The organism is Gillisia xinjiangensis (assembly GCF_046298265.1).
GTDB lineage: Bacteria > Bacteroidota > Bacteroidia > Flavobacteriales > Flavobacteriaceae > Gillisia > Gillisia xinjiangensis.
Map to the genome: position 1 here is coordinate 316195 of NZ_JBKAHK010000003.1, position 22933 is coordinate 339127.

19 protein-coding genes are annotated in these 22933 nt (G+C 37.3%); 11 read left to right on the forward strand and 8 right to left on the reverse strand.

The window, feature by feature from the left end; all coding sequences use genetic code 11:
• Positions 1-71: 71 nt before the first annotated feature.
• Positions 72-1517, forward strand: a complete 1446-nt coding sequence (locus ACKGJN_RS06425) for a sodium:solute symporter (RefSeq protein ID WP_409538630.1) — start codon at positions 72-74, stop codon at positions 1515-1517.
• Here the strand turns inward: ACKGJN_RS06425 and ACKGJN_RS06430 are convergent.
• Positions 1488-1853: a CoA-binding protein gene (locus ACKGJN_RS06430; protein WP_409538631.1), complete on the reverse strand. Its 366-nt coding sequence runs from the start codon at positions 1851-1853 to the stop codon at positions 1488-1490. The two genes, ACKGJN_RS06425 and ACKGJN_RS06430, sit on opposite strands and share 30 nt — an antisense overlap.
• 634 nt (positions 1854-2487) lie before the next feature.
• Between ACKGJN_RS06430 and ACKGJN_RS06435 the strand changes: the two genes are divergently transcribed.
• Positions 2488-4851 (forward strand): TonB-dependent receptor domain-containing protein, encoded by a 2364-nt coding sequence (locus ACKGJN_RS06435; protein ID WP_409538632.1) that lies wholly within the window; start codon positions 2488-2490, stop codon positions 4849-4851.
• Positions 4852-5001: 150 nt separating this feature from the next.
• Here ACKGJN_RS06435 and ACKGJN_RS06440 read toward each other — a convergent pair whose 3' ends face one another.
• The 3 genes from ACKGJN_RS06440 to ACKGJN_RS06450 form a co-directional block, all read right to left on the reverse strand.
• Positions 5002-5832 (reverse strand): IS3 family transposase, encoded by an 831-nt coding sequence (locus ACKGJN_RS06440; protein WP_409538633.1) that lies wholly within the window; start codon positions 5830-5832, stop codon positions 5002-5004.
• A gap of 8 nt (positions 5833-5840) precedes the next feature.
• The gene (locus tag ACKGJN_RS06445) at positions 5841-6239 is read right to left on the reverse strand and encodes a transposase (protein ID WP_409538635.1); all 399 of its coding nucleotides are present in this window, start codon (positions 6237-6239) and stop codon (positions 5841-5843) included.
• Positions 6240-6370: 131 nt separating this feature from the next.
• Complete coding sequence (locus ACKGJN_RS06450) at positions 6371-7381, reverse strand: 3-oxoacyl-ACP synthase III family protein (RefSeq protein ID WP_409538636.1); 1011 nt, start codon at positions 7379-7381, stop codon at positions 6371-6373.
• A 139-nt stretch (positions 7382-7520) separates the two neighbouring features.
• On the opposite strand from ACKGJN_RS06450, the gene ACKGJN_RS06455 reads away from it, so the two are divergent.
• Positions 7521-9977 (forward strand): S9 family peptidase, encoded by a 2457-nt coding sequence (locus ACKGJN_RS06455; RefSeq protein ID WP_409538637.1) that lies wholly within the window; start codon positions 7521-7523, stop codon positions 9975-9977.
• A gap of 443 nt (positions 9978-10420) precedes the next feature.
• On the opposite strand, the gene ACKGJN_RS06460 is transcribed toward ACKGJN_RS06455, so the two are convergent.
• A complete protein-coding gene (locus ACKGJN_RS06460; protein WP_409538638.1) occupies positions 10421-11728 on the reverse strand; it encodes an ABC1 kinase family protein in 1308 nt (435 codons plus the stop codon).
• Between the two features lie 75 nt (positions 11729-11803).
• On the reverse strand, positions 11804-12487 hold the full coding sequence (locus tag ACKGJN_RS06465; RefSeq protein WP_409538639.1) for a TetR family transcriptional regulator C-terminal domain-containing protein: 684 nt from the start codon (positions 12485-12487) through the stop codon (positions 11804-11806).
• A 221-nt stretch (positions 12488-12708) separates the two neighbouring features.
• On the opposite strand from ACKGJN_RS06465, the gene htpG reads away from it, so the two are divergent.
• Positions 12709-14595 carry a molecular chaperone HtpG gene (gene htpG / locus ACKGJN_RS06470; RefSeq protein WP_409538640.1) on the forward strand — a complete coding sequence of 629 codons (1887 nt, stop codon included), beginning with the start codon at positions 12709-12711 and terminating at the stop codon, positions 14593-14595.
• Between the two features lie 155 nt (positions 14596-14750).
• Positions 14751-15596: a hypothetical protein gene (locus ACKGJN_RS06475; RefSeq protein ID WP_409538641.1), complete on the forward strand. Its 846-nt coding sequence runs from the start codon at positions 14751-14753 to the stop codon at positions 15594-15596.
• Between the two features lie 364 nt (positions 15597-15960).
• Here the strand turns inward: ACKGJN_RS06475 and ACKGJN_RS06480 are convergent, their stop codons facing one another.
• Positions 15961-18177: a tetratricopeptide repeat-containing hybrid sensor histidine kinase/response regulator gene (locus ACKGJN_RS06480; protein ID WP_409538642.1), complete on the reverse strand. Its 2217-nt coding sequence runs from the start codon at positions 18175-18177 to the stop codon at positions 15961-15963.
• A gap of 182 nt (positions 18178-18359) precedes the next feature.
• Here ACKGJN_RS06480 and ACKGJN_RS06485 point away from each other — a divergent pair, with 182 nt between their 5' ends.
• The 3 genes from ACKGJN_RS06485 to ACKGJN_RS06495 are packed head-to-tail and all read left to right on the forward strand — an operon-like array spanning position 18360 to position 19652.
• Positions 18360-18719 carry a DoxX family protein gene (locus ACKGJN_RS06485; protein ID WP_409538643.1) on the forward strand — a complete coding sequence of 120 codons (360 nt, stop codon included), beginning with the start codon at positions 18360-18362 and terminating at the stop codon, positions 18717-18719.
• Positions 18720-19325, forward strand: a complete 606-nt coding sequence (locus ACKGJN_RS06490; RefSeq protein ID WP_409538644.1) for an alpha-ketoglutarate-dependent dioxygenase AlkB family protein — start codon at positions 18720-18722, stop codon at positions 19323-19325. It begins immediately after the preceding gene.
• A gap of 33 nt (positions 19326-19358) precedes the next feature.
• Positions 19359-19652 carry a TIGR03643 family protein gene (locus ACKGJN_RS06495; RefSeq protein WP_409538645.1) on the forward strand — a complete coding sequence of 98 codons (294 nt, stop codon included), beginning with the start codon at positions 19359-19361 and terminating at the stop codon, positions 19650-19652.
• Here ACKGJN_RS06495 and ACKGJN_RS06500 read toward each other — a convergent pair whose 3' ends face one another.
• Entirely contained in the window at positions 19653-20435 is a 783-nt protein-coding gene (locus ACKGJN_RS06500; RefSeq protein ID WP_409538646.1) for a S1/P1 nuclease, read from the reverse strand.
• Between the two features lie 186 nt (positions 20436-20621).
• Here ACKGJN_RS06500 and ACKGJN_RS06505 point away from each other — a divergent pair, with 186 nt between their 5' ends.
• Genes ACKGJN_RS06505 through ACKGJN_RS06515 form a run of 3 tightly spaced genes read left to right on the forward strand, consistent with a single transcriptional unit; the run spans position 20622 to position 22930 of the window.
• A complete protein-coding gene (locus ACKGJN_RS06505; protein WP_409538648.1) occupies positions 20622-21485 on the forward strand; it encodes an SPFH domain-containing protein in 864 nt (287 codons plus the stop codon).
• 3 nt (positions 21486-21488) lie between these two features.
• On the forward strand, positions 21489-21989 hold the full coding sequence (locus ACKGJN_RS06510) for a hypothetical protein (RefSeq protein WP_409538649.1): 501 nt from the start codon (positions 21489-21491) through the stop codon (positions 21987-21989).
• On the forward strand, positions 21989-22930 hold the full coding sequence (locus ACKGJN_RS06515; protein WP_409538650.1) for an alpha/beta hydrolase family protein: 942 nt from the start codon (positions 21989-21991) through the stop codon (positions 22928-22930). The genes ACKGJN_RS06510 and ACKGJN_RS06515 overlap by 1 nt, the downstream gene beginning before the upstream one ends.
• Positions 22931-22933 lie beyond the last annotated feature (3 nt).

The window sequence follows — 22933 nt, forward strand, 5'->3', positions numbered from 1 at the left end:
AAAATTAAGACGCAGATTGCCGGTTGCAAATTAATGCATTATTTGTAATTTGCTCCCGAAATCAATCTTCTATGCAACCCCTTTATATCCTCCTGCTTATCGCCGCCTATTTTGGAGCTTTATTGATCATCTCCTATTTTACCGGAAAAGAATCCAATAATGATACATTCTTTAAAGCCAACAGGGAATCTCCCTGGTATTTAGTGGCATTTGGAATGATAGGCGCCTCCCTAAGCGGGGTTACCTTTATCTCGGTTCCCGGTTGGGTTGAGGCCAGCCAGTTTAGTTATATGCAGGTTGTGCTGGGATATATCGTTGGATACCTGGTTATAGGAACCGTTTTGCTTCCGCTTTATTACCGGATGAACCTCACCTCTATTTACACCTATCTGGAAAGCAGATTTGGTATATATTCCTATAAAACCGGCGCTTCTTTTTTCCTGCTGTCAAGAGTAGTAGGATCCAGTTTTAGATTATTCCTGGTAGCCAATGTTTTGCAGATTATTTTATTCGATGCCCTGGGGATCCCTTTTTGGGCCACAGTGGTTATGACTATTGCCCTCATTTGGATTTATACATTTAAATCTGGTATAAAAACAATTGTTTATACAGATACCCTTCAAACGCTAAGTATGCTTATTGCCGTGGGAGTAAGCATCTATTTTATTTCTGATGATCTCGGAATTCAGGGAAGTGATCTTATCTCCCACATTTCCAATAGTGAATTGTCGAAGATTTTCTTTTTTGATGATATCAGAAGTGCCGATTATTTCTGGAAACAGTTTATATCCGGTGCATTTATCGCCATTGTGATGACAGGACTGGACCAGGATATGATGCAAAAAAACCTAACCTGCAGAAACCTGAAAGACGCACAAAAAAATATGTTCTGGTTCACTATTGTGCTCACTTTTGTGAACCTGGTCTTTTTGGCCCTTGGGGTTTTATTGACCGAATATGCACGCACCAACGGAATTGAGTCTTTTAAAGATGAATTATTTCCGGTAATAGCCACTCAAAGCGACTTAGGCTTTGGGATCGCAATATTTTTCATAATCGGACTTATAGCAGCTGCATACAGCAGTGCGGATAGTGCATTAACCGCGCTAACTACTTCTTTTAGCATCGATATCATGGATATTGAAAAAAGATATTCAAAAGCAAAACAGGAAGTAGTTCGAAAGCAAATACATGTTGGTGTTTCTGTGGTTCTTATCCTGGTGATCATCACTTTCAAATACCTTATAAAAGATGAAAGTGTGATCGCAAAATTATTCGTTTTTGCAGGATATACCTATGGCCCGTTACTGGGTCTTTACAGTTTTGGACTCTTCACAAAATGGAAAATAAGAGATAAATGGGTACCTGCGATAGCGATATCATCGCCTATTCTCACCTATATTATAAGCAGTAACAGTGAGATTTGGTTTGGATTTGAATTCGGATTTTTTGTGCTAATCCTAAATGGACTTTTAACTTTCCTGGGGTTAGTATTGATTCGAACCAAGCATGACTAAGGTGCAGGCAACTTCAAATTCGATGTTATTATCTTTTAGAAGCTTATATAATTCTGGATTTTCTGTGCCTGGATTGAAGATCACCCTTTCTGGATTTAGAGAAAGAATGTAATTATAGTACTCCACCTGTCTTTTAGAGTTAAGATATAAAGTTACGGTATCCACCGCTTCAAAATTTTCCTTTTCAGTAGAGACAGGAACCCCGGCTACTTCACCTTTTCTTAATCCAATCGCTACAACAGGGTGTTTATAAGAAACCAATCTGTTTATCGCCAGGTTGGAATATCGTGAAGGATTTAAGGAAGCCCCTAAAACCAATGTTTTTTTCTTTTCCATACGTTGCAAATTTAGCATAAAACCAGCGTTGTAACAAATTCCGGGTTATGTTGTCTTTGTTGTATACCGAAGCTAGCTGTGAAACCGGGAAGGTTGAGATGGTTGGCTTACCCGGTGTAACAGGAAACCCATCTTCTTCTTGAAGATGGGTTTTTTTCTAAAAAAAAACAGAAATGTCCGGTAAAGAGACAAGATCGTTCCGCCTTCTGCGTAACTGCAGGAACCAAGAAAAAAGACTTGATTTTAATTAACTGATAAACATTTAGGTATGATTTCAATTTTTTCAGAACACTTTAATTATCAGCATAATTGAAAAATTAAGAAAAGTAAGGTTTGTTTAATCAAAAAGCCCATTGGAATGCCCAATGAATGTGAGGTTTCAGCTTTCACAAAAATGTTTATCGGTCAACAATGAAAAAAACTGTAACAATTATAAAATTAAAGCGTCTTTTATAGTAGAGACCTTTTAATTTTAAAAAACCACGTTCATCTATTATGCTATACAAAGTATTATTCATAACAAAATCAAAACCCTTGTGGCAAGCCACGAGCTATGAATTGAAAAACACTTTTAAAAATTTGAGGCAAGAATCAAACCCTCAATGAGGGATTAACCATCAAAATCAATCAAAAAATGAAACATTTAATCTTATTTGTAAGCCTCATCAGCTTCAGCATCAGTGCAGCTTTTCAAGCTCCAATCGAAATCAATATCGGGAACGTTTCCGGTGTAGTTCTGGATAAGGACCTTCAGGAACCTATTCCGTATGTAACTATTATCATTAATGACCTTGAAGGAAATTTGATCTCAGGAAATATTTCCCAGGAAGACGGAAGTTTTAATATAAAGGATATTCCGGCAGGAAAATACAATTTTCAGGCTCAGTTTATTGGATATAAAACCTATTCAAAAGAAATTGAGATTTCCAGGAATAACAGCACTGTAACTATTGGAACCATCTTTCTGGAAACGGATATTTCCATGCTGGACGATGTAAACATTATCGCAGAGCGCACTACCATAGAACAAAAAATAGACAGAAAAGTGATCAATGTAGGGAAAGACTTAGCAACGTTGGGGCCTTCAGCTTCAGATATTATGGGAAATTTGCCAACGCTTACTGTAGATCAGGATGGGAACATCGCAATGCGCGGAAATGATAATGTTCGGATACTTGTAGACGGAAAACCAACCAACATTCCTGCAACCCAGCTTTTAAAGCAGCTTCCCAGTTCCTCGATTAAAAGCATTGAATTGATCACAAATCCTTCGGCCAAATATAATCCCGAAGGCATGAGTGGGATCATAAATATCCTTCTTCACAAAAATTCCAACCTGGGATTCAACGGGAATTTGACCACAGGAATCACCCTTGGCAAGAACACCCGTTATAACGGATCTTTTAATACCAATTACCGCAGCGGAAAATTCAACTTTTACGCCAATATCGGGAGCAACTTTGGCAAAAGGGAAAACACTGGAAAAATTGACAATTTCACCAACAACTCTTCAGAAAATATATACTTTCTAAGTGACAGTCAATCCTATCTTTATAAAATTGGAGTGGATTTTTACCTGGATGATAAGAACACCTTTTCGGTTTATACCAATCAGAATTACTTTATAGGGGAACCTACAGGGCGCATAAATATACTTTTTGAAGATGCACCTCAAAATAACATTTTCCAGCAATTTTACCTGGATGACAAAAACAATTCCGGTACCTATAATTTTGATTATAAAAGGGATTTTGCAAAAGAAGGCCACAACATTGAACTGGAAATCGACTATAACATCATAGACGGCTCCGAGCTGGCCAGATTCGAATTCCAGGGCACTGGTGGATTTATGGACTACCGCGATGATGTGGATGATGACATTACCAATACCACAATAAACCTGGATTACATAAATCCTTTAAGTGAGAAATCAAAACTGGAACTTGGAGCCGAAGCACGGATAAGAAACAGCCGAAATCAATATGGAAGTAATAATCCAAATTTGGAGGATGCACTCTATAATTACGACAACAGTATCTACTCTTTTTACTCCACTTTTGGACAAAATTTCGAGAAATGGTCGTATCAATTAGGAGCAAGACTTGAAAAGTATGATGTAGAAGCCATACTGAACGGAAATAAAGTTTTTGAGGACGATTATATAACCGTGTATCCTACAGCATTTGCTTCTTATAAATTATCTGAAAAGAAATCCTTCCAGATGAGTTTTGGGCGAAGGGTAGACCGGCCCGGATTAAACCAGGTAAATCCGGTTAGGGAATTCAGCACTCCAAGAATTACGGGGGTAGGAAATCCTGAACTGGATCCACAATTCACCAACTCTTTGGAATTGAATTATACCCAGAATTTTGAAAAAGGCAATTTCACCGGAGGCGTATTTTACCGAACTATTGAAAACGAGATCAATCAAACCATTTTACTTGACCCTGAAGATCCATCCCGTTTGTTGCTTACGTTTATCAATGGTGGAAACAACAATGCCGCCGGGATTGAATTCTCAGGAAGTTATAAGCCGGTTAAATGGTGGAGTTTAAACCCCAGCCTGGAAGTATACAACAAAAATGAGCGGGGCGTTATAGGAATGGAAAGCGTAGAGGTAGAAAATACCGCATTTAACTTCAGGCTAAACCAGAGTTTTAATGCTACTGAAGATTTGACTTTTCAATTATTTGGATATTACCGAAGCCCAGCCAAAATGCTGCAGTTTAAAGCTGAAGAAATGTATTTTATCAATGCCGGGGCCAGGTATAATTTTTTAGATGACAAAGCAACCATAAGCCTTAATTTTAATGATATTTTTAACACCCAACGATTCACTTTTGATGCCGATTTGCCATATAGGCAAAGAGGAAGCTTTAAACCTGAAAGTCAAACCGTATTTCTTGGATTTTCCTATAAATTCGGCGGTGGAAAAAATGGCGCTTTGAAACGTAAAAACCGCGATGATAATGAAAAAGAAGGCGGCGGATTATTTTAGTTAGTTTTTGTTGATTTGGTTAGTTGAAAACCCGCAATCTATTTGGTGATGCGGGTTTTGTATTCAATTACTATTTAATTTCGAACCCAAGTGGGAAGAAGGATTTTATTCTAAAAGACGTCCCTGATTAGTGTTGACCGGTTTTAGATATTAATTTTCATTATCAAAAATAGTAATTATTGGTCGTTCTTCTGTTTTGAGGGTTGACCAATAATTAATAAAATCATTTGGGCTTCTTTTCTTTAAATGACAGTGTGATCTTTTGTTGTTATAGTTGTTTACGGATTTCTTTACTTGGCCTTTTAATTGGTTAAAGGTTTGTGGTTTCCAATGATCCAGGTATTCTTCTTTTATCGTTCTGTTGATTCTCTCAGCATAAGCGTTGTCCTGTGCACTTAAAGCCATGCTTATTGTAGTGGTTTGTGATTTTAAAAGATCAGGATAAGCCTTATAAGTATACTGACTTCCTCTGTCCGAGTGATGGATCCTTGGAGCTTTATTCTCTTTTAAAGCCATCCTCAGAGCCTTGAGATTTGCTGTTCCTCTCATATGATCGGACACTGCATAACCAACAATTTTCTTCGTATAAACATCTATAATAAAGACTGCATAATAAAATTTATCTCCAACCTTGTAGTAAGTAATATCGCTTTGCCATACCACCGAAGGTGCATTGATTTCTATACCTTTAATTTTATTTGGATAGTAGATCTTACCCGCAATGGTAGTGCGTCTGTAATTCTTTTTTCTCTTCAAGCGATATCCTAACTGCATAAAGGTTTCTACAAAGCGGTCCCTGCCAATAAAATTAGGTTTAAGCGTGTAATACATTTTCTCCACCCCACAACCAGGATGATCTCTACGAATATCATCAGCTTCAGACATTAATTCCGTCAAACGAGAATCGAACACAATTTGCCTTCGTTCATATTGATGTACAGCCTGTTTACTGATTCCGATTCCTTCATAGAGTTGGTTCATAGAATAACTCATTTTTTCTTTGTTTTCCCTGAACCAGTTGATTGTGGGGTGTTGAAGTTTTTTTTAATGTCAATATCAAGCTCTGTTTTGGCCAGTTCAATCATCTTTTCAAGATAATCCAGCTGTATCTGCTTACGCCCTAAGGCTGCCTCCAGTTCTTTAGTTCTGGCTTCCAGTTCCTGCATTTTTTTACTGCTACTTTCTTTCATTTCTACGACTCTAAAACCTTTCTCGTTAAAGGTAGAAAATTTATAGATCCAGGAATAAATAGTAGGGTTGGCTATTCCGTGAAGCTTCTCTAATTGAGGAACACTAAATTTTCCACTTTCAAAATCCGCTACGATTTGTTTCTTAAATTCATCAGAGTATTTCCGATGCTTCTGCAATAATCTTACATTTGATTTCATATAAAGCTGACTTTAGTGGTCAACCTATATCAGAGACGTACAACGTACAATTGTCTTGATTCCTAATTCTTGATTCTTTTGTCTATTTTCTATGATCTCTTTTCTATTTTCTAACCTCTCAAATCTAAAAATTACCACTCGATAATTGCGCTTCCCCAGGTAAATCCACTTCCAAAAGCTGCCAGAACCACCAGGTCTCCCTGTTTTATTTTTCCGTTTTCCCAGGCTTCTGTTAAAGCAATAGGAATGGAAGCTGCGGTAGTATTACCATATTTCTGAATATTATTATATACCTGCGAGTCCTTGAGCTTAAATTTTTGCTGAACAAATTGTGAAATTCGAAGATTCGCCTGATGAGGGATTAGCATATCTATATCACTTACCTCTAGCCCATTGGCATTTAATCCTTCCACGATAACTTCAGAAAAGCGTTGGATCGCATTCTTGAAAACAAACTGTCCGTTCATATGAGGGTAATAAGGAATATCATCTCCCTGCGGATTTTCAGCAATAATCTGTGGAACCCAGTATTCTGTACTTGGCCCTCTTAAGGAAAGTTCCATCGCGTTCTTTCCTTCAGAGTGCAAATGGGTGGAAAGTATCCCCTGGCTGATATGATCTGTCCTTGTTAAAACCGCAGCTCCTGCTCCATCCCCGAAAATTACGGAGATAGATCGGCCACGATCTGTAAAATCAAGTCCGCCGCTATGGTTTTCACTGCCAATAACCAGGATGTTTTTATACATGCCGGTTTTGATAAATTGATCGGCCACGGAAAGTCCATAAATAAACCCGCTGCACTGGTTTCGAACATCCAAGGCAGGAATTGTCTTTATATCGAGCATTTCCTGAACCTGCACCCCACAACCCGGAAAATAATAATCGGGACTTAGTGTAGCAAAAACGATCATTTCTATATCATCCTTGGCAATTCCCGAGCGTTCTATAGCTATCCTGGCAGCTTTGGCCCCCATAGTAGCCGTTGAATTGCCGTCACCTTTTTTGATATGTCTGCGTTCCTGGATCCCTGTTCTTTCCTGGATCCAGGCATCATTGGTATCCATCAGTTTTGAAAGATCGTCGTTAGTTACCACATTTTCGGGCAAATAACTCCCCAAACCGGCAATTTTAGATTGATACATAGTTGAAGAAATTATGAGATTATTATTATTTATGACTAAATTTAGGCTTTAATACATTTTTGCCTTGCAATATAAGAAAGATTAACCTCTACCTCCTTATTTATTGCCGCGCTTTTATAACCCTTTAATTTTAAAATTTATGAAGAAATTATTTTTCTGTTTTCTTGCGATAAGTTTCCTGTTTACGGCAACGGCTCAGGAAAACCTGACGTATCAGAAACCGCCACAGGAAATCCTGGAGCTGGTAGATGTTCCTCTTGCTCCAACAACAATTATTGACAGCAAAGGTGAAATGATGGTCTTTTTGTACCGTGATCAATATAAATCCATAGCAGAATTAAGTGAAACCGAAATGCGTTTGGGCGGTCTGCGAATAAATCCTGTTACAAACATTAACAGCCGTGCAACATTTTATAACAATGTTCAGGTGAAAGCGGTAAATTCCAAGGAACCTATGGAGGTGAAAGGATTACCTGCAAATCCGAAGTTAACCAATTTCACCTGGTCTCCGGATGAAACTAAAATCGCGATGACCCATACATCCGATACCGGTGTTGAACTTTGGGTATTGGAAATCTCCACAGGACAGGCAAGAAAATTAACCGAAGGAAATTTGAATGCAAATATGCGGGATGTTATCAATTGGTTCAAGGATAATTCAGCCGTGCTGGTAAAAATGATTCCGGAGAGCCGAAAAGAATTGATAAACACTGCAACAGCAATTCCCGAAGGCCCAACAGTTTCAGTTAGCGACGGAAGCAAAGCTCAAAACAGAACCTATCAGGATCTTTTGCAAAATCCTAATGATGAATATAATTTTGAACAACTCGCAAAAGCTTCCCTGGTAAAAGTTTCCATGAATGGAACAAAAAAAGAATGGAAAGACGCAAGAATGTATAGCAGCATCTCCTTCTCTCCTGATGGGAATTTCGTCATGGTTACATCCATTAAAAAGCCTTTTTCCTATTTGGTCCCTTATTACAGATTTCCTTCAGAAAGCATTATTTATGACAAGGAAGGGAAAGAGATATCCAAAGTGAATGACGTTCCTTTAATTGAAGATCTTCCGCAGGGTTTTATGGCTGAAAGAGAAGGAAGACGGGACTTTTCCTGGAGAAACGACGTACCGGCTACCCTGGTGTATGCCAAGGTATTGGATGGCGGAGATCCTGAAAATGAAGTTGCATTTCGCGATGAAGTATTTTTGCTGAATGCGCCCTTTAAAGGAGAAGGAAAATCTATCCTGAAGACAAAAGATCGATTTTCAGGAATAACCTGGGGTAATAATAACACCGCTATTGCATATGACAGGTGGTGGAACAACAGAAATACCCGAACCTATGTATTTGATCCCTCTCAGCCAAATAAAACACCCAAGGTGCTGTTTAACCGAAATTATCAGGACAGGTACAGCGATCCGGGAAGTTTTGTTACAAAAAAGAATCAATTTGGAGCATCTGTGCTTTCCATGGATGCTAACAAGGCTTTCTTATTGGGGGATGGTTTTTCTGAAGAAGGACAATTTCCTTTTGTAGATGAGATCAATTTGGAGACCGGGGAAACCAAAAGATTGTATCGGTCTGAATATACCGACAAAAAAGAATCTCTTGTAGAAGCGATCGATATAAAGAATGGAAAACTTTTAGTTCGCATAGAAGCATCTGCAGAATATCCAAATTATTATATCAGGAATATTAAAGCTAAAAATGGTCTTACACAAATCACCAATTTTGTGAATCCTTTTAAAGCCTTGGAAGATGTTAGTAAGGAAGTAATCATTTACAAAAGAGATGACGGACTGGAATTAAGCGGCACACTCTACCTTCCTGCCAATTATGATAAAAATTCCGGGAAGAAATTACCGATGATTCTTTGGGCTTATCCAAGGGAATTTAAAGATAAAGCCTCTGCCGGGCAAAACACTTCGAATGCAAATGACTTCACCTATCCGTATTACGGCTCTCCAATTTACTGGGTAAACCGTGGGTATGTTGTTTTAGATGATGCCGCTTTTCCAATTGTGGGAGAAGGTGACGAACAGCCAAATGACAGTTTTAGAACACAACTTGTTGCAAACGGAAAAGCAGCCATAGATGCGGTAGCTGAATTTGGATATATAGACCGGGATCGCGTTGCGGTTGGTGGACACAGTTATGGCGCATTTATGACCGCAAACCTACTGTCACATTCTAATTTATTTGCAGCGGGAATTGCCAGGAGCGGAGCATATAACAGGACTTTAACTCCATTTGGTTTTCAAAGCGAGGAACGAAATTACTGGGAAGCACCAGAAGTGTACTATGGAATGTCCCCCTTTATGCACGCCGAAAAGATGAAAACCCCTTTATTGCTAATTCATGGAGAAGCCGATAATAATTCCGGTACCTATCCAATGCAAAGTGAACGATACTTCAACGCTTTAAAAGGTTTGGGAGCAACTGCCCGTTTGGTGATGCTTCCAAAGGAAAGCCACGGTTACAGCGCAAAAGAATCGGTATTACACGTGCTTTGGGAACAAGACCAATGGCTTGAAAAATACGTGAAAAACAAAGAGAAAACATCTATAGAACAACCTGAAGAAGTGATGAAGAATTAAGGATTTTAAGACTGTTTCAGTACAGTAATTCCGGTTGAGAATCAAGATCGTTCCGCCTTTGGCGTAACTGAAAGAAACAAGAACCAAGACTTAATTTTATCTGAAATTAAATTTCAGCTTTAATAAAAACGTTTACCGGACAACCATATTTTTATTATAAAAAGCTTGCAAAACTTTGGTTTATGCAGGCTTTTTTGATTTCTAAAAATCAATGTGGAATGAAATCATTCTCAAAGGTTGTCTCCGAATTAAAAATCCAAGCCCTCGAAGGGGCGTAATCTGCCAATATCCCGTGAAGCGGGATGAAATAGCAATGTCAAAACATCCTAGCCCTGACAGGGCGTAATAATTCCCTATTTCAAAATTCAGGTAGCTCTATAAATGCAGAGAGCGTGACCATAAGTAGCCACACCCTCCTAACAACCTAACCAATAAAAAAAAATTTATATATATTTTATGTAATTGTTGATTTCAACTTTTGCCTTTAAATCGTGTAGCATATTATAAAGCCCGAAAAATGTTCTGTTGATATACAAAAAGTGTTTGCTTCCACGGTTCCCGTTCATCTTTCGTAAATCGGAATCTTTACTGTATTTTTCTCCTAATTCCGTTATTCTTGACCAAAAATTTTCATCAGCAAAATCGAAAGTTTCGTTGTGAAACGGACTTGTGAATAAACTCAACATTTCATAAAACAATTCTGAAAAGAACGCAATCTCCTTTTGTGAATCATCTTTCCGAAGAATTTCAAGTTGATAAAGCTTTTCTGAAAAAAATTCAGGATTACTGATATTTTCTTTATTTGCCAATTCAAAATAGGGAACATAAAAATCCTCCGGGACTTGTTTGATACACCCAAAATCTATCGCGATCAAATTCTCTTCTGTATCTATCAGGAAATTTCCGGGATGAGGATCTGCGTGCAATTCTTTAAGATGGTGCATTTGGTACATATAAAAATCCCATAATGTCTGTCCAACCTTATCAGCTTTAGCCTGATCCTTATTCTTTTTGGCGAATTCACTTAAATGCTCTCCTTCCATCCAATCCATAGTGATAATTCTTTCACTGGAAAGCTCCTCATAGTATTTCGGAAATGTAAGATTCGGAATATGCGCACAAGCTTCAGAAATACTCTTGCTTTGTTTTACTTCCAGGATATAATCTGTTTCCTCGAGCAATTTTCCTTCTACTTCCTTAAAATATTTTTCAGAATCTTTTCCCTGAAGGTTGAACATTTTTGTCGCAATAGGCTTTACCATTGCGAGATCTGAACTGATACTATCTGCAACCCCCGGATATTGGATTTTCACAGCAAGTTTCTTCCCATCTTTTGTCGCGCGGTGCACCTGTCCGATGCTGGCCGCATTTACCGATTGGGTTGCAAACGTATCATAAAGATCTTCGGGGTATTCCCCGTTGTATTTTTTAAATGTTTTTCGTACCAAAGGTGCCGACAATGGTGGAACGCTGAATTGAGCCAAAGAAAATTTTTCTACATAGGCATTTGGCAGCAGGCTTTTTTCCATTGAAAGCATTTGAGCTACTTTTAATGCACTCCCTTTCAAACTTTTTAATCCGTCGTAAATATCTGTAGCATTATTTTCATCCAACTCGTCCCTTGTAAGGCTGGAATCAAAAGCTTTTTTGCTGAAATATTTGATGTAATTTCCACTAACTTTCACACCGGTCTGAACCATTTTACTGGTTCTTCCAAGCTTTCCTGTGGGTATTTTATCTATTGTGTTCATAGTGTTTTGGTAAAAAAAACTTCACAGGAACTTTTAATGTTGGGGATGTTTACCTGTGAAGCCTAAATAGGGGGCTTATGCCATTTTCTCTTTCCATAAAAATTTACCCAAATCCAGCATTCTTTCCAGTGGTGTATTATCAAAAAGATCGAAAACCGTATTTACAGATTTTTCTATAACCACATCTGTACTTTCAAATTGCGCAGAATTATCATCCATCCAGAATTTGATTATAAATAACAGTTGTACCCAGGTAGCTTCAGAAAAAATAGTTTCCGACTGTTTTAGAATTTTTGAAGATTTATCTTCATTTCCTTCACGTATCAATTCATTTGCAAAACCTTTCACTTTTCTTCTGAGTCCTTTCAACTGATCCAGATTTTTCATCATTTCAGGATTTTCAGAAAGTGTGTATAAAACATAGCTTCTGTTTGCCGTTAATAATTCGAAAAAAGTATAATAAAAAGTCAGTAATTTTTCACGCGTAGAGAACGCATCAAATTCGGGGCTTTTTTCAATAACAAGAGTTGTATTGTCATAAAATTTTGACCAGACACCTTTTTTCAGGCCATCAAAACTTCCGTAGAAATCATAGAACTGCCCTTCGGTAATATTGTTGTCCTTACAGAATTTAAAAACACTTTTAGGCATTTTTTCGTGCTCCAGCACGTATTCCATATAAAGACTTATCAACTGGTCCTGGGTAACTTTAGTTTCTTTTACCAATTTTGAATCTGTTTTCTTTTGTTTAGTTGCCATAACTCTTTCTTTCTTTTACAAAGATACACACTGTTTAACCTTTTAAAGCAAAAATTAAACAAAATAATTTGTTAAATTTTTTAATGTTTGAATTTATAGATTGACAGCTTAGACGAGACCAGCCATAAATCATTACGGGTGCCAGTTTGTCAGCGGAATTTAGTTGGTATTTTTTTTGACTGTAGGTAAGGAAATAATCATTCAACTAAATACTAGAATATATGGCAACAGGAAAAATTAATGTATCTGTAGAGAACATTTTCCCTCTTATAAAGAAATTCCTTTACAGCGATCATGAGATCTTTTTGCGGGAGTTAATCTCCAATGCGACCGATGCAACTATCAAAATGAAACATCTTTCCACTATTGGGGAAACCGATGTAGAATATGGAAATCCTACAATTGAGGTCAAAATCAACGAGGAAACCAAAACCCTGCATATTATAGATCGGGGAATTGGGATGACGCGGGAAGAGGTTGAGAAATACATCAACGAAGTAGCCTTTTCCGGAGCTGAAGAATTTCTTGAAAAGTATAAAGATTCGGCTAAAGACACCGGTATCATTGGACATTTTGGTCTTGGGTTCTATTCTGCCTTTATGGTTGCCAACAAAGTGGAGATCCTTACCAAGTCTTACAAAGATGAGCCTGCTGCTCACTGGATTTGCGAAGGAACCACCGATTTTACTATTGAAGAAGGAGATAAAAAGGACCGGGGAACAGAAATTATTCTTCATATAAATGAAGAAGATAAGCAATTCCTAAAAGAAGAAAGAATCAGGGAATTACTGGTGAAGTATAACAAGTTTATGCAAGTCCCAATAAAATTTGGAACCAGGGAAGAAACACTTCCTCTTCCGGAAGATGCGCCCGAGGACGCAAAACCTGAAACCATCACGGTAGATAATATTATAAATAATCCAAATCCTGCGTGGACCAAGCAGCCTACAGAGCTTGAAGACAAGGACTACAAAGATTTTTACAGGGAATTGTATCCTATGCAATTTGAGGATCCATTGTTCCATATTCACCTGAACGTAGATTATCCTTTTAACCTTACCGGAATATTGTATTTCCCAAAAATGGGGCAGGATATGAATATTCAGAAGGATAAAATACAATTATATCAAAATCAGGTTTATGTAACCGATAACGTGGAAGGTATAGTGCCGGAGTTTTTAACGATGTTGCGAGGAGTAATCGATTCTCCAGACATTCCGTTGAACGTTTCCCGATCTTATCTTCAGGCAGATGGAGCCGTTAAGAAAATTTCCAGTTACATCACCCGAAAAGTTGCAGATAAGCTGAAATCCTTATTTACCAATAACAGGGAAGATTTTGAAAACAAATGGAACGATATCAAGATCGTTATTGAATACGGAATGCTTTCTGAAGATAAGTTCTTCGAAAAAGCCGATAAATTCGCGCTTTATCCTACGGTAGATAAGAAGTATTACATTTTTGATGAATTGCTGGAGAAAATAAAAGACAACCAGACAGATAAAGATGGTAATACCGTGATCCTGTATGCTTCCAACGAAGATACTCAGCATAGTTTTGTTGAAGCCGCAAAGGATAAAGGATATGAAGTGTTATTGCTGGATTCTCCAATTATTTCACACCTTATTCAAAAATTGGAATCCTCAAAAGAGAAAATTTCTTTTGTACGGGTAGATAGCGATCACGTTGATAATTTGATTAAAAAAGAGGATGATAAGATCTCCAAACTTTCAGAAGAAGAACAGGAGAAACTAAAAACCGATTTTGAAAAGGTAGTGCCAAAAGAAAAATACACTGTTCAACTGGAAGCCATGGACAGCACTGCTGCACCACTTATCATCACACAGCCGGAATTTATGCGACGCATGAAGGAAATGCAACAAACCGGTGGCGGTGGAATGTTTGGAATGGGCAATATGCCGGAGATGTATAATCTTGTGGTAAATACCAACCACGCCCTCATCTCTGAAATTTTAAATTCTAAAACCGATAAGAAACAGGAACGCCTTATCAAGCAATCGCTTGATCTTGCACGCTTGTCTCAAAACCTTTTGAAAGGGGAGGAATTGACTGCCTTTATAAAACGCAGTTTTGAAATGGTGAAATAAGATTTTAGCACATAGATTTCAGATCTTAAATTTGAGACCGCTTCGCTTTTAGATAAAGTGAAGCGGTTTTTCATTTTCAGGAAAAACCTATATTGCTTTGAAAGCATTCAACAAACTTTTAACTTTTTAGCTTTTTAACTTTTTAACTTAAAAATATGAAACGTACACTCCTTGCTTTATCAATATTGCTGGTTTTTGGCTGCAATCAAAATGAGAAAAAAGAAACGCTGGCAGATGAGAAGATCATGACAGAACCGGATGGCGGAAAAGGAGATGGAGCGGTATCGCCTGCGGTTGTTTTTGCACAGAATATAGAAAATGCCCATAGCAAGGAAACCTGGAAAACAAATAAAGCGGTAGCATTTGATATCGATCTAACCTTTGGCGGTAATCCCCGGTTTTCGGGTAAGATCACAAGTTTAACAAACTCAACAAAAATCAGGATAGATAAAAAAGATGGCGTAAAATTAATCTATGATGGGGAAGAAGTGTTTTTATGTCCTAAAATAGCCGAAGAAGAAGGAGCAAGGTTTGATATGTTTACCTGGCAGTATTTCTTTGCTTTGCCTTTTAAACTAACCGATCCCGGAACAAATTGGGAACTTTTGAAACCCCAGCATATCGCCGGAGATTCTTTTAACCGCGCTAAACTAAGCTTTGAAAACCAAATAGGAGATTCCCCTAAAGACTGGTATATAATTTACCAGGAACCAGAAACAGGATTTTTACACGCTGCAGCTTATATAGTTACTTTTGGAACAGAGAAAGGAAAAGCAGAAGAAAATCCGCACGCGATTGTGTACAAGGATTATGTTGTAATTGATGGAGTCCCTTTTGCAACAACCTGGACGTTCCATAACTGGAATGAAAAAGATGGCATTGGAGAACAAATTGGCCAGGCAAAAATAAGCAATATCAACTTTTTTAATCCCGAAGATGAACTTTTTTCGAAACCGGAGGACTCTAAAATAATTCCACCTTTATCTTCAAATCCTCAATAGCTTTATGGGGATTCTGGTTGCAAATTAACCACAAAGCACAACGGTTAAAAAAGTTCAAAGTTGGAAATTTCAAAGTTGAAAAGTTCAAAAGTTAACCGCGAAACGGAAAGCTTTTTTTTTGGTAAAAAAATTTTATTACAGAAAGCTCAAGAAAAATCCCGCAAAGAAAAGAGAACTGAAAACGCGCCGGGAAAGAGAATTTCTCTCTGACCTTTGAGCCCTTTGTAGTTAAAGTAAGCGCCCTTTTAACATTTACCTAAACAGATCCCTTAAAATCGGGTCTTAGTTCTTGGTTCCTGTAGTTACACCATAGACGGAACGATCTTGACTCTTTCCCGGACATAAATGATTGAAAATAAATTGGCTAATTAGCAATGATTTCTGTAGAGATATTTCTGTAAATCACCTGGAAAAAAGTCGCATTATCATAAGGTTTAACGATAATATCGTTCATTCCTGCTTCTTTAATTTCCTTGCGCACTTCCTCTATTTCAACTGCTGTAAGAGCAATTACGGGGAGGGTTTTGTTGAATTTCCTGATTTGCCTTGTAGCCTCCAAACCACTAATTCCCGGCATATTAAGATCCATTAAAACCAGATCGTACTCTTTATTTTTAATTTTTTCTATGGAATCAAGACCATTATCGCTTAAATCACAACTAAAGGATTTTTGCTCAAGAATTCGCTGAGTCACTACCTGATTGATTCGATTATCATCCACTATCAAAATATGCTTCCCTTGCCCATCTGTTTCAGAAAAAACTAAATTGGAACCCATAGTTCCTTCAATTATATTTTCAGATTTACTCAATCCGCCTTTTTTAAATTCTATTTCAAAACTGAAAACGGAACCTTCTCCTTCGATACTTTCCAGATGTATTTCAGATTTAAACAGATTTAACAGCTTTTTCACAATTGGAAGCCCAAGGCCTGTACCTTGGTAATTATAATTCTCAGATTTTAACTGTGAGAATTCCTCGAAGATAATTTGCTGCTTATTATTAGGAATGCCAAAGCCATCATCCTTTATTTCGAAATAAATTTTTACCGTTGCATCTGCGTCTTCAAGCAATTTTGAAGTTATCCAAATATTTCCCCTTTCGGTGAATTTCATAGCATTTCCAACCAGATTCATAAGAATTTGAGAGAGCCTTACCGGATCTCCAATCAAATTATAGGTGATTTTCGAATCGACATCCAAATGAATGGTGTTTTTATTTTGAAGCCTTGTAAACTCAAAGGACTTCACAATACTTTCCAGGTGGTCCTTTAAATTGAATGAAAGCTTTTCCAATTTAAGCAAATTGGACTCCATTTTATTCATTTGAAGCACATCATTGATAAGAGCCAATAGATAATCTGCAGAAAACTTAAGGGATTTAAGGTCGCTCTCGTGTTTAACCAGCGATTTGTCTTCCATTAAAATAGAAGTTAAACCAATTACCCCATACAAGGGTGTTCGTAATTCATGACTGATGGTAGAGAAAAATTGGGTCTTTAAAATAGAAAGGCGCTCTGCCTCTTCCTTTGCTTGCAGAAGCTCCTTATTTTTTTCAAGAAGATCTTTATTTAATTTTCTACGCGATTGACTGATCTTAAACAAGATGAATAGAAAAATTGCCAGAACAATAGAAGAAATAATCGCAATAAGTGTTTTCAATTGAGATTTTTCAATTAACTCATCTTTGTAAAGCTGCTCATTTTTTGCAATTTCCAGATCCTTTTGGTATTGGATCACATCAAATTTCACGTTAACAGCTTGAATTTGTCTTAATTTTTCCTTTTCAAAAATTTGAGAATTAAAATGGTTATATTTCTCCAAGGCAAGAAAGGCTTCTTCAAAATTCTTTTCCTTAAACAATAAGGCAGCATATTCCTTATATACCAAAGAAGCCTCAAGAATTAAGGTGTCTTTTTCTACCTTTTGAATTGCTTGTTCAAAATGAACCTTTGCTTTTTCCGGTTCATTCACTCCCATGTGATAGCGTCCCATTAAGGTGAGGAGTTGGGACCTTATTAAATCTTCATCCCGGTTTCCCAATAATTTCCAGCTGCTTTTTAAATAAGGCAGGGCTTTATCATATAACTGATTATCTAAATAGGTCCAGGCAATATTTGCCGTTGGTGCCAAAAGTTCGCTTTCATAGTTCATTTTTGTGGCCAGCTCAATGGTCTGGTTATAATAATCTATCCCCACTTGTGTAGTGTTACTATCTTCGGAATAGACATTCCCCAAATTATTGTAAGAGGTTAACAGCAGGGTGTCGCTGTCCAATTTAAGAGCGATCTCCAGGGCCGTTTTATAATGTTGCCTGGCATGAAGTGTGTCCTTTAAGTTGGCATAATTATTACCTAATATATTCATGGAATGATACTGATAATAATCATTCCCCTTGTTTTTGGACTCCTGGAGCAATTGCATCGCAACCTCAATAGATTCCTTAAACTCGTATTTACTTAAATGACCGGAAGTTATTTCATAAAGTGAATCTAAATGCAGGTCTTTATAGGCGCTTTGTTGCGAATAATGATTCGCAAAGGCCATTAAAAAAATAAAAAGAAAAAAGTAATTTTTTTTCAATAACTGGGGGTTAGGTTAAGATTTTTCGGGATTGAAAAGTAGTCAATTTCAAATGATTACACAATTTATTGCTTAAATTTTCAATTTTAAATCAATTTTTTTTATTAAAAACGAAATAACAAGAATGATGGAATCGTGATTCCTTTAATTTCTTATATCTTTAAAAATCAAATTCACAACTAATGATCTACCCCTGGCATCTTTATTTAATGGCTGGAATATATATTCTTTCCGGTATTTTCCACTTTCTAAAACCAAAAATCTATTTACGGATCATGCCCAGGTATCTTCCGGCACATAAATCTCTGGTTTTTCTTAGCGGGGCTGCAGAAATACTGCTTGGAATAGGATTGATTTTTGAAGAAACAAAAGATCCTGCCATCTATGGAATTATCTTAATGTTAAGCCTTTTTCTTTTGGTTCATTTTTATATGCTGTCTTCAAAAAAAGCCGGAGCAGGATTTCCGGTATGGGCGCTTTGGCTAAGAATTCCGCTGCAGTTCGGTTTAATGTGGTGGGCCTATTATTATCTTCAGTTCTAGATGAATATAGATTTATTCAATTCCAATGAATTCGATCTAAATCTCCCGGATTCTAATATAACTTATTATTCTAATTTTTTAGATCCCAAAAGTGCCGACAAGTATTTTCAAATCTTTCTGAAAGAACTGAACTGGCAGCAACAGGATATTACAATTTTCGGAAAAAGAATCCCCCAACCAAGATTAACAGCTCTGTATGCTGTTAATGATATGCCTTACTCCTATTCCAATCTGACTTTAATTCCGAAAAATTTCACTCCGGAACTTTTGGAAATACAGCAAAAACTCAACATACAAACCGGAAAAGATTTCACGCATTGCCTGGCCAATTTTTACCGCGATGGAAACGACAGTATGGGGTGGCATTCAGACGATGAAAAAGCGTTGGGAAAAGATCCGGCAATCGCTTCCGTAAGTTTGGGAGGTGTCAGGAATTTTCAGTTAAAACATAAAGGCAGGCAAGATCAAAGGTTTAAACTGGATCTTGAACACGGCAGTTTGCTCTTGATGGCTGGAAGTACCCAGCATTTTTGGAAACACCAGCTTCCAAAAACAAAAAAACAGGTGGCTCCCAGGATCAATCTTACTTTTAGGACAATTTTATAAGTCGTTTAAAAAGTTCTGAAATACTTTTGTAAAATGAATCAAATTGTAAACAAACATAACTTTACTGAAAGGGAAATCGACAGGATCATAGAAATGGCCTGGGAAGATAGAACTACCTTTGAAGCAATCGAATATCAGTTTAAAATAACTGAAGCGCAAGTCATAGAGATTATGAGGCTTCAGTTAAAACCCGGCAGTTTCAGACTTTGGAGAAAAAGGGTTCAGGGAAGAAAAACCAAACATCAAAAATTACGGAAAAATGAAGTCGGCCGCTTTAAAAGCAGCCGACAACGTTCCATTTCAAATAATAAAATGTCTAAACGTTGATTATTTATAAATCTCGTTTAAAACCTGGGCAAGCCTGATTCCGCCTTTTTGAAGTTGTTCCTGCACTACAGGAAACCAATCGTACATATAGCGATATCCAAGTTTTTCACCAATTTCAGCCGAAGCGTACACTTTTTTGCTTAACTCCCTAGATTCGTACATCCAGTCTTCAAAAGTTCCCGAAGCTATTCGTTGTTTTTCCGCTTTGGTGAGATCCCTGGTATTTTCGGCTAATTCGGTATAGCTCATATTATAGGATTCAATCATTTTGGTATCCCAAACACTATGAATATTCGTGCCGTCATTATACCATCTAACCTGAATATCATTTCCTCCTTTATCTTCTCCCCTTCCGGCGTGGAGTGGTTGGTGTAGGTCGCCTACAAAATGAACAAGCATTTTTAAATAGAATTCCTTTTCCTCCCTGGAAGCAGATGCATCCTGTAATACGGCTTTACACTTTTTTAAGGCCGCAAGTAGATCTCCATCCGGATTTGCGGTTGCTAAACTGTATTTTGTCTCTCCAGAAGGAAGGTTTACATAGTGCCAAGGCCCATATTCCCGGTATTTTGAGTCGCTCTTAATTTCATCGGCATACGTGGAAACGAATGCAAGACTTTTGCCTTGTAATAATTTATCAATCTCCTTTTTCGCTTTTTTACTTAGATGATTTTGAGCTATTTTTCCAGTAGCCCTATGGCCGTTTTGTCCCCAATCATATTCTGAAGCTATGGAACTATTAAATCCCAGAAAAAAAACAGTAAGTAGTAACAGGTTTTTCATAAGTGTTTTATTTTAACAGTATCCTCCATTGAGTTCCCTCTATAAAAATTAATCTTAATTTTCGGAGTTGTGCAAATATAAAGAAGGATATCTTATCTTACTATTAAGTTTTAATTTTGTAATTAAAACTTAATTTGATATATTTACGATATCAATATAATATCACTTTTAAAAACCACTCGAAAAATGGATTCAAACGAAAAAACCTCCAGTCCTTCTAACGGCTACTTAATGCTGTTTTTTATTTTTCTTCTTTTTGTAGTTAGTATTGCAGGATTTATAATGTTAAGGTCACCCTGGTTTATCCTGCTTATCTTTTTATCTTTTTTTATGGCAGCCGGATTAATTCTTGTAAATCCGAATGAATCCAGAGTATTACTTCTTTTTGGGAAATACAAAGGCACTGTAAAACAAAATGGATTGTTCTGGGTAAACCCGCTGTTTGTAAAAAAGAAGATCTCCCTCCGGGCGAGGAATTTCGACAGCGAGCGTGTAAAGGTGAACGATAAAATGGGAAATCCAATAATGATAAGCACTATCCTGGTATGGAGGGTTCAAGACACCTACAAAGCAGCCTTTGAAGTGAATAATTTTGAAAATTTTGTGGTAGTACAAACAGATGCTGCAGTTAGAAAACTAGCCAGCCTATATCCTTATGACAATTTTGCAGATGAAGGCCTTGATGAAGACATTACCTTGCGTTCCAGCTTAAATGAAGTAAGTGAAGCTCTGGAAAAAGAGGTTCAGGAACGGCTGGAAATAGCTGGCATTGAAGTTCTGGAAGCTCGCATTGGATACCTTGCATATGCCAATGAAATAGCAAATGCAATGCTCAAGCGGCAGCAGGCTACTGCCATTGTAGCCGCCAGACATAAAATTGTAGAAGGAGCGGTAAGTATGGTGGAAATGGCTTTAAATGATCTTAGCAAAAAAAACATAGTCAACCTGGATGACGAACGTCGCGCAGCAATGGTAAGTAACCTTATGGTGGTGCTGTGCAGTGATAAAGATGTAACTCCAATTGTAAACTCAGGTACTTTAAATCATTAATTCATGCGGGTATTTGAAGAAAAACAACGATTTAACCAGTGGTGGCTATATGCAATTTATATCCTTGTTCTTGCAGTACTCATCACCGCGATCTATAAAAATTCGGATGGGTTTACCAATTTTCACAGCCCCTTTCTTGTTCTTTTATTATTGATCGCGTCCATACCAATGGGATTCATCCTCTATATGCAACTTGAAACAAGGATTGACAATGAAGGAGTAAGTGTAAAATTTATACCCCTGGGATTTTCAAAAAAATCCTTTTCCTGGAAAGAAATCGATGAATGCTATGTAAGAAAATATAATCCCTTTGTAGAATATGGTGGTTGGGGAATAAGAGGTTCAAGCAGAAGAAAAGCATATAATGTATCCGGCTACCTTGGCATCCAAATTGTAACCATTGATAAAAAGAAGTTTTTAATTGGTACCCAAAAACCAGATGCAGCAAGAGCTGTGCTTAGTCAATATCACCACAAGATAAATCGAAATAATAAAACAGCATAATGAAAAAATCTATTTTAAGTTGCCTGGTACTTATCCTTACTACTTTAAGTTTTGCACAGGACTCCATCAGCTCCGTGGAGCAAAATTTGACAATTGACAAGTTTACAGATGGCACACTGGTTCTTCCTGCAAATGCAGAAAATCCACCATTGGTGATCTTTATTCAGGGATCCGGTCCCGTTAACAGGGATGGAAATGCGCCTATGATGAAAAACGATGGAATTAAGAAAATAAGCAAGGAACTTGCCGATAATGGAATTGCTTCCTTCCGCTATGACAAGCGTATTTTTAAAATGGATAAATTCAAGTTGAAAGAAGAAGACCTCTCTTTTAATGATTTTGTCCTGGATCTTTCAAATATTATCCAATATTTTCAGAAGGAAAAAAACTTCAGTAAAATTATAATAGCAGGACACAGTGAAGGTTCATTGATTGGGATTTTGGGCGCTCAGGCCGAAACTGTTGATGCTTATATTTCCCTTGCCGGTGCCGGCAGAAAAATTGATGATATTATCGTGGGTCAACTTTCCAAACAATCGGCAGAACTATCAGAAAATGCAAGAATTGCTTTCGATGAAATGAAAACAAATGGCAGCACTCAAAACTACAGTCCTTATCTGGAATCGATTTTTCGCCCAAGCGTTCAGCCCTTCATCAATTCCTGGATGAAGTATGATCCTGCAGGCGAAATTTCAAAGTTGGAAATCCCTGTACTTATCATAAACGGAAGCAATGATCTGCAAGTGGACGTAAGGGATGCTGAACTTTTAAAAGAAGCTAATCCAGATGCAAAACTGGTTATCCTGGAAGACATGAACCATATTTTTAGAAAAATTGAAGGAGAAAACCTGGATAACACCAAGGCCTACAATGAACCTGCCAGGCCATTGCACCCGGAATTGATCCCGACCATGGTGGATTTTGTAAAATCAATTAAATAAGAG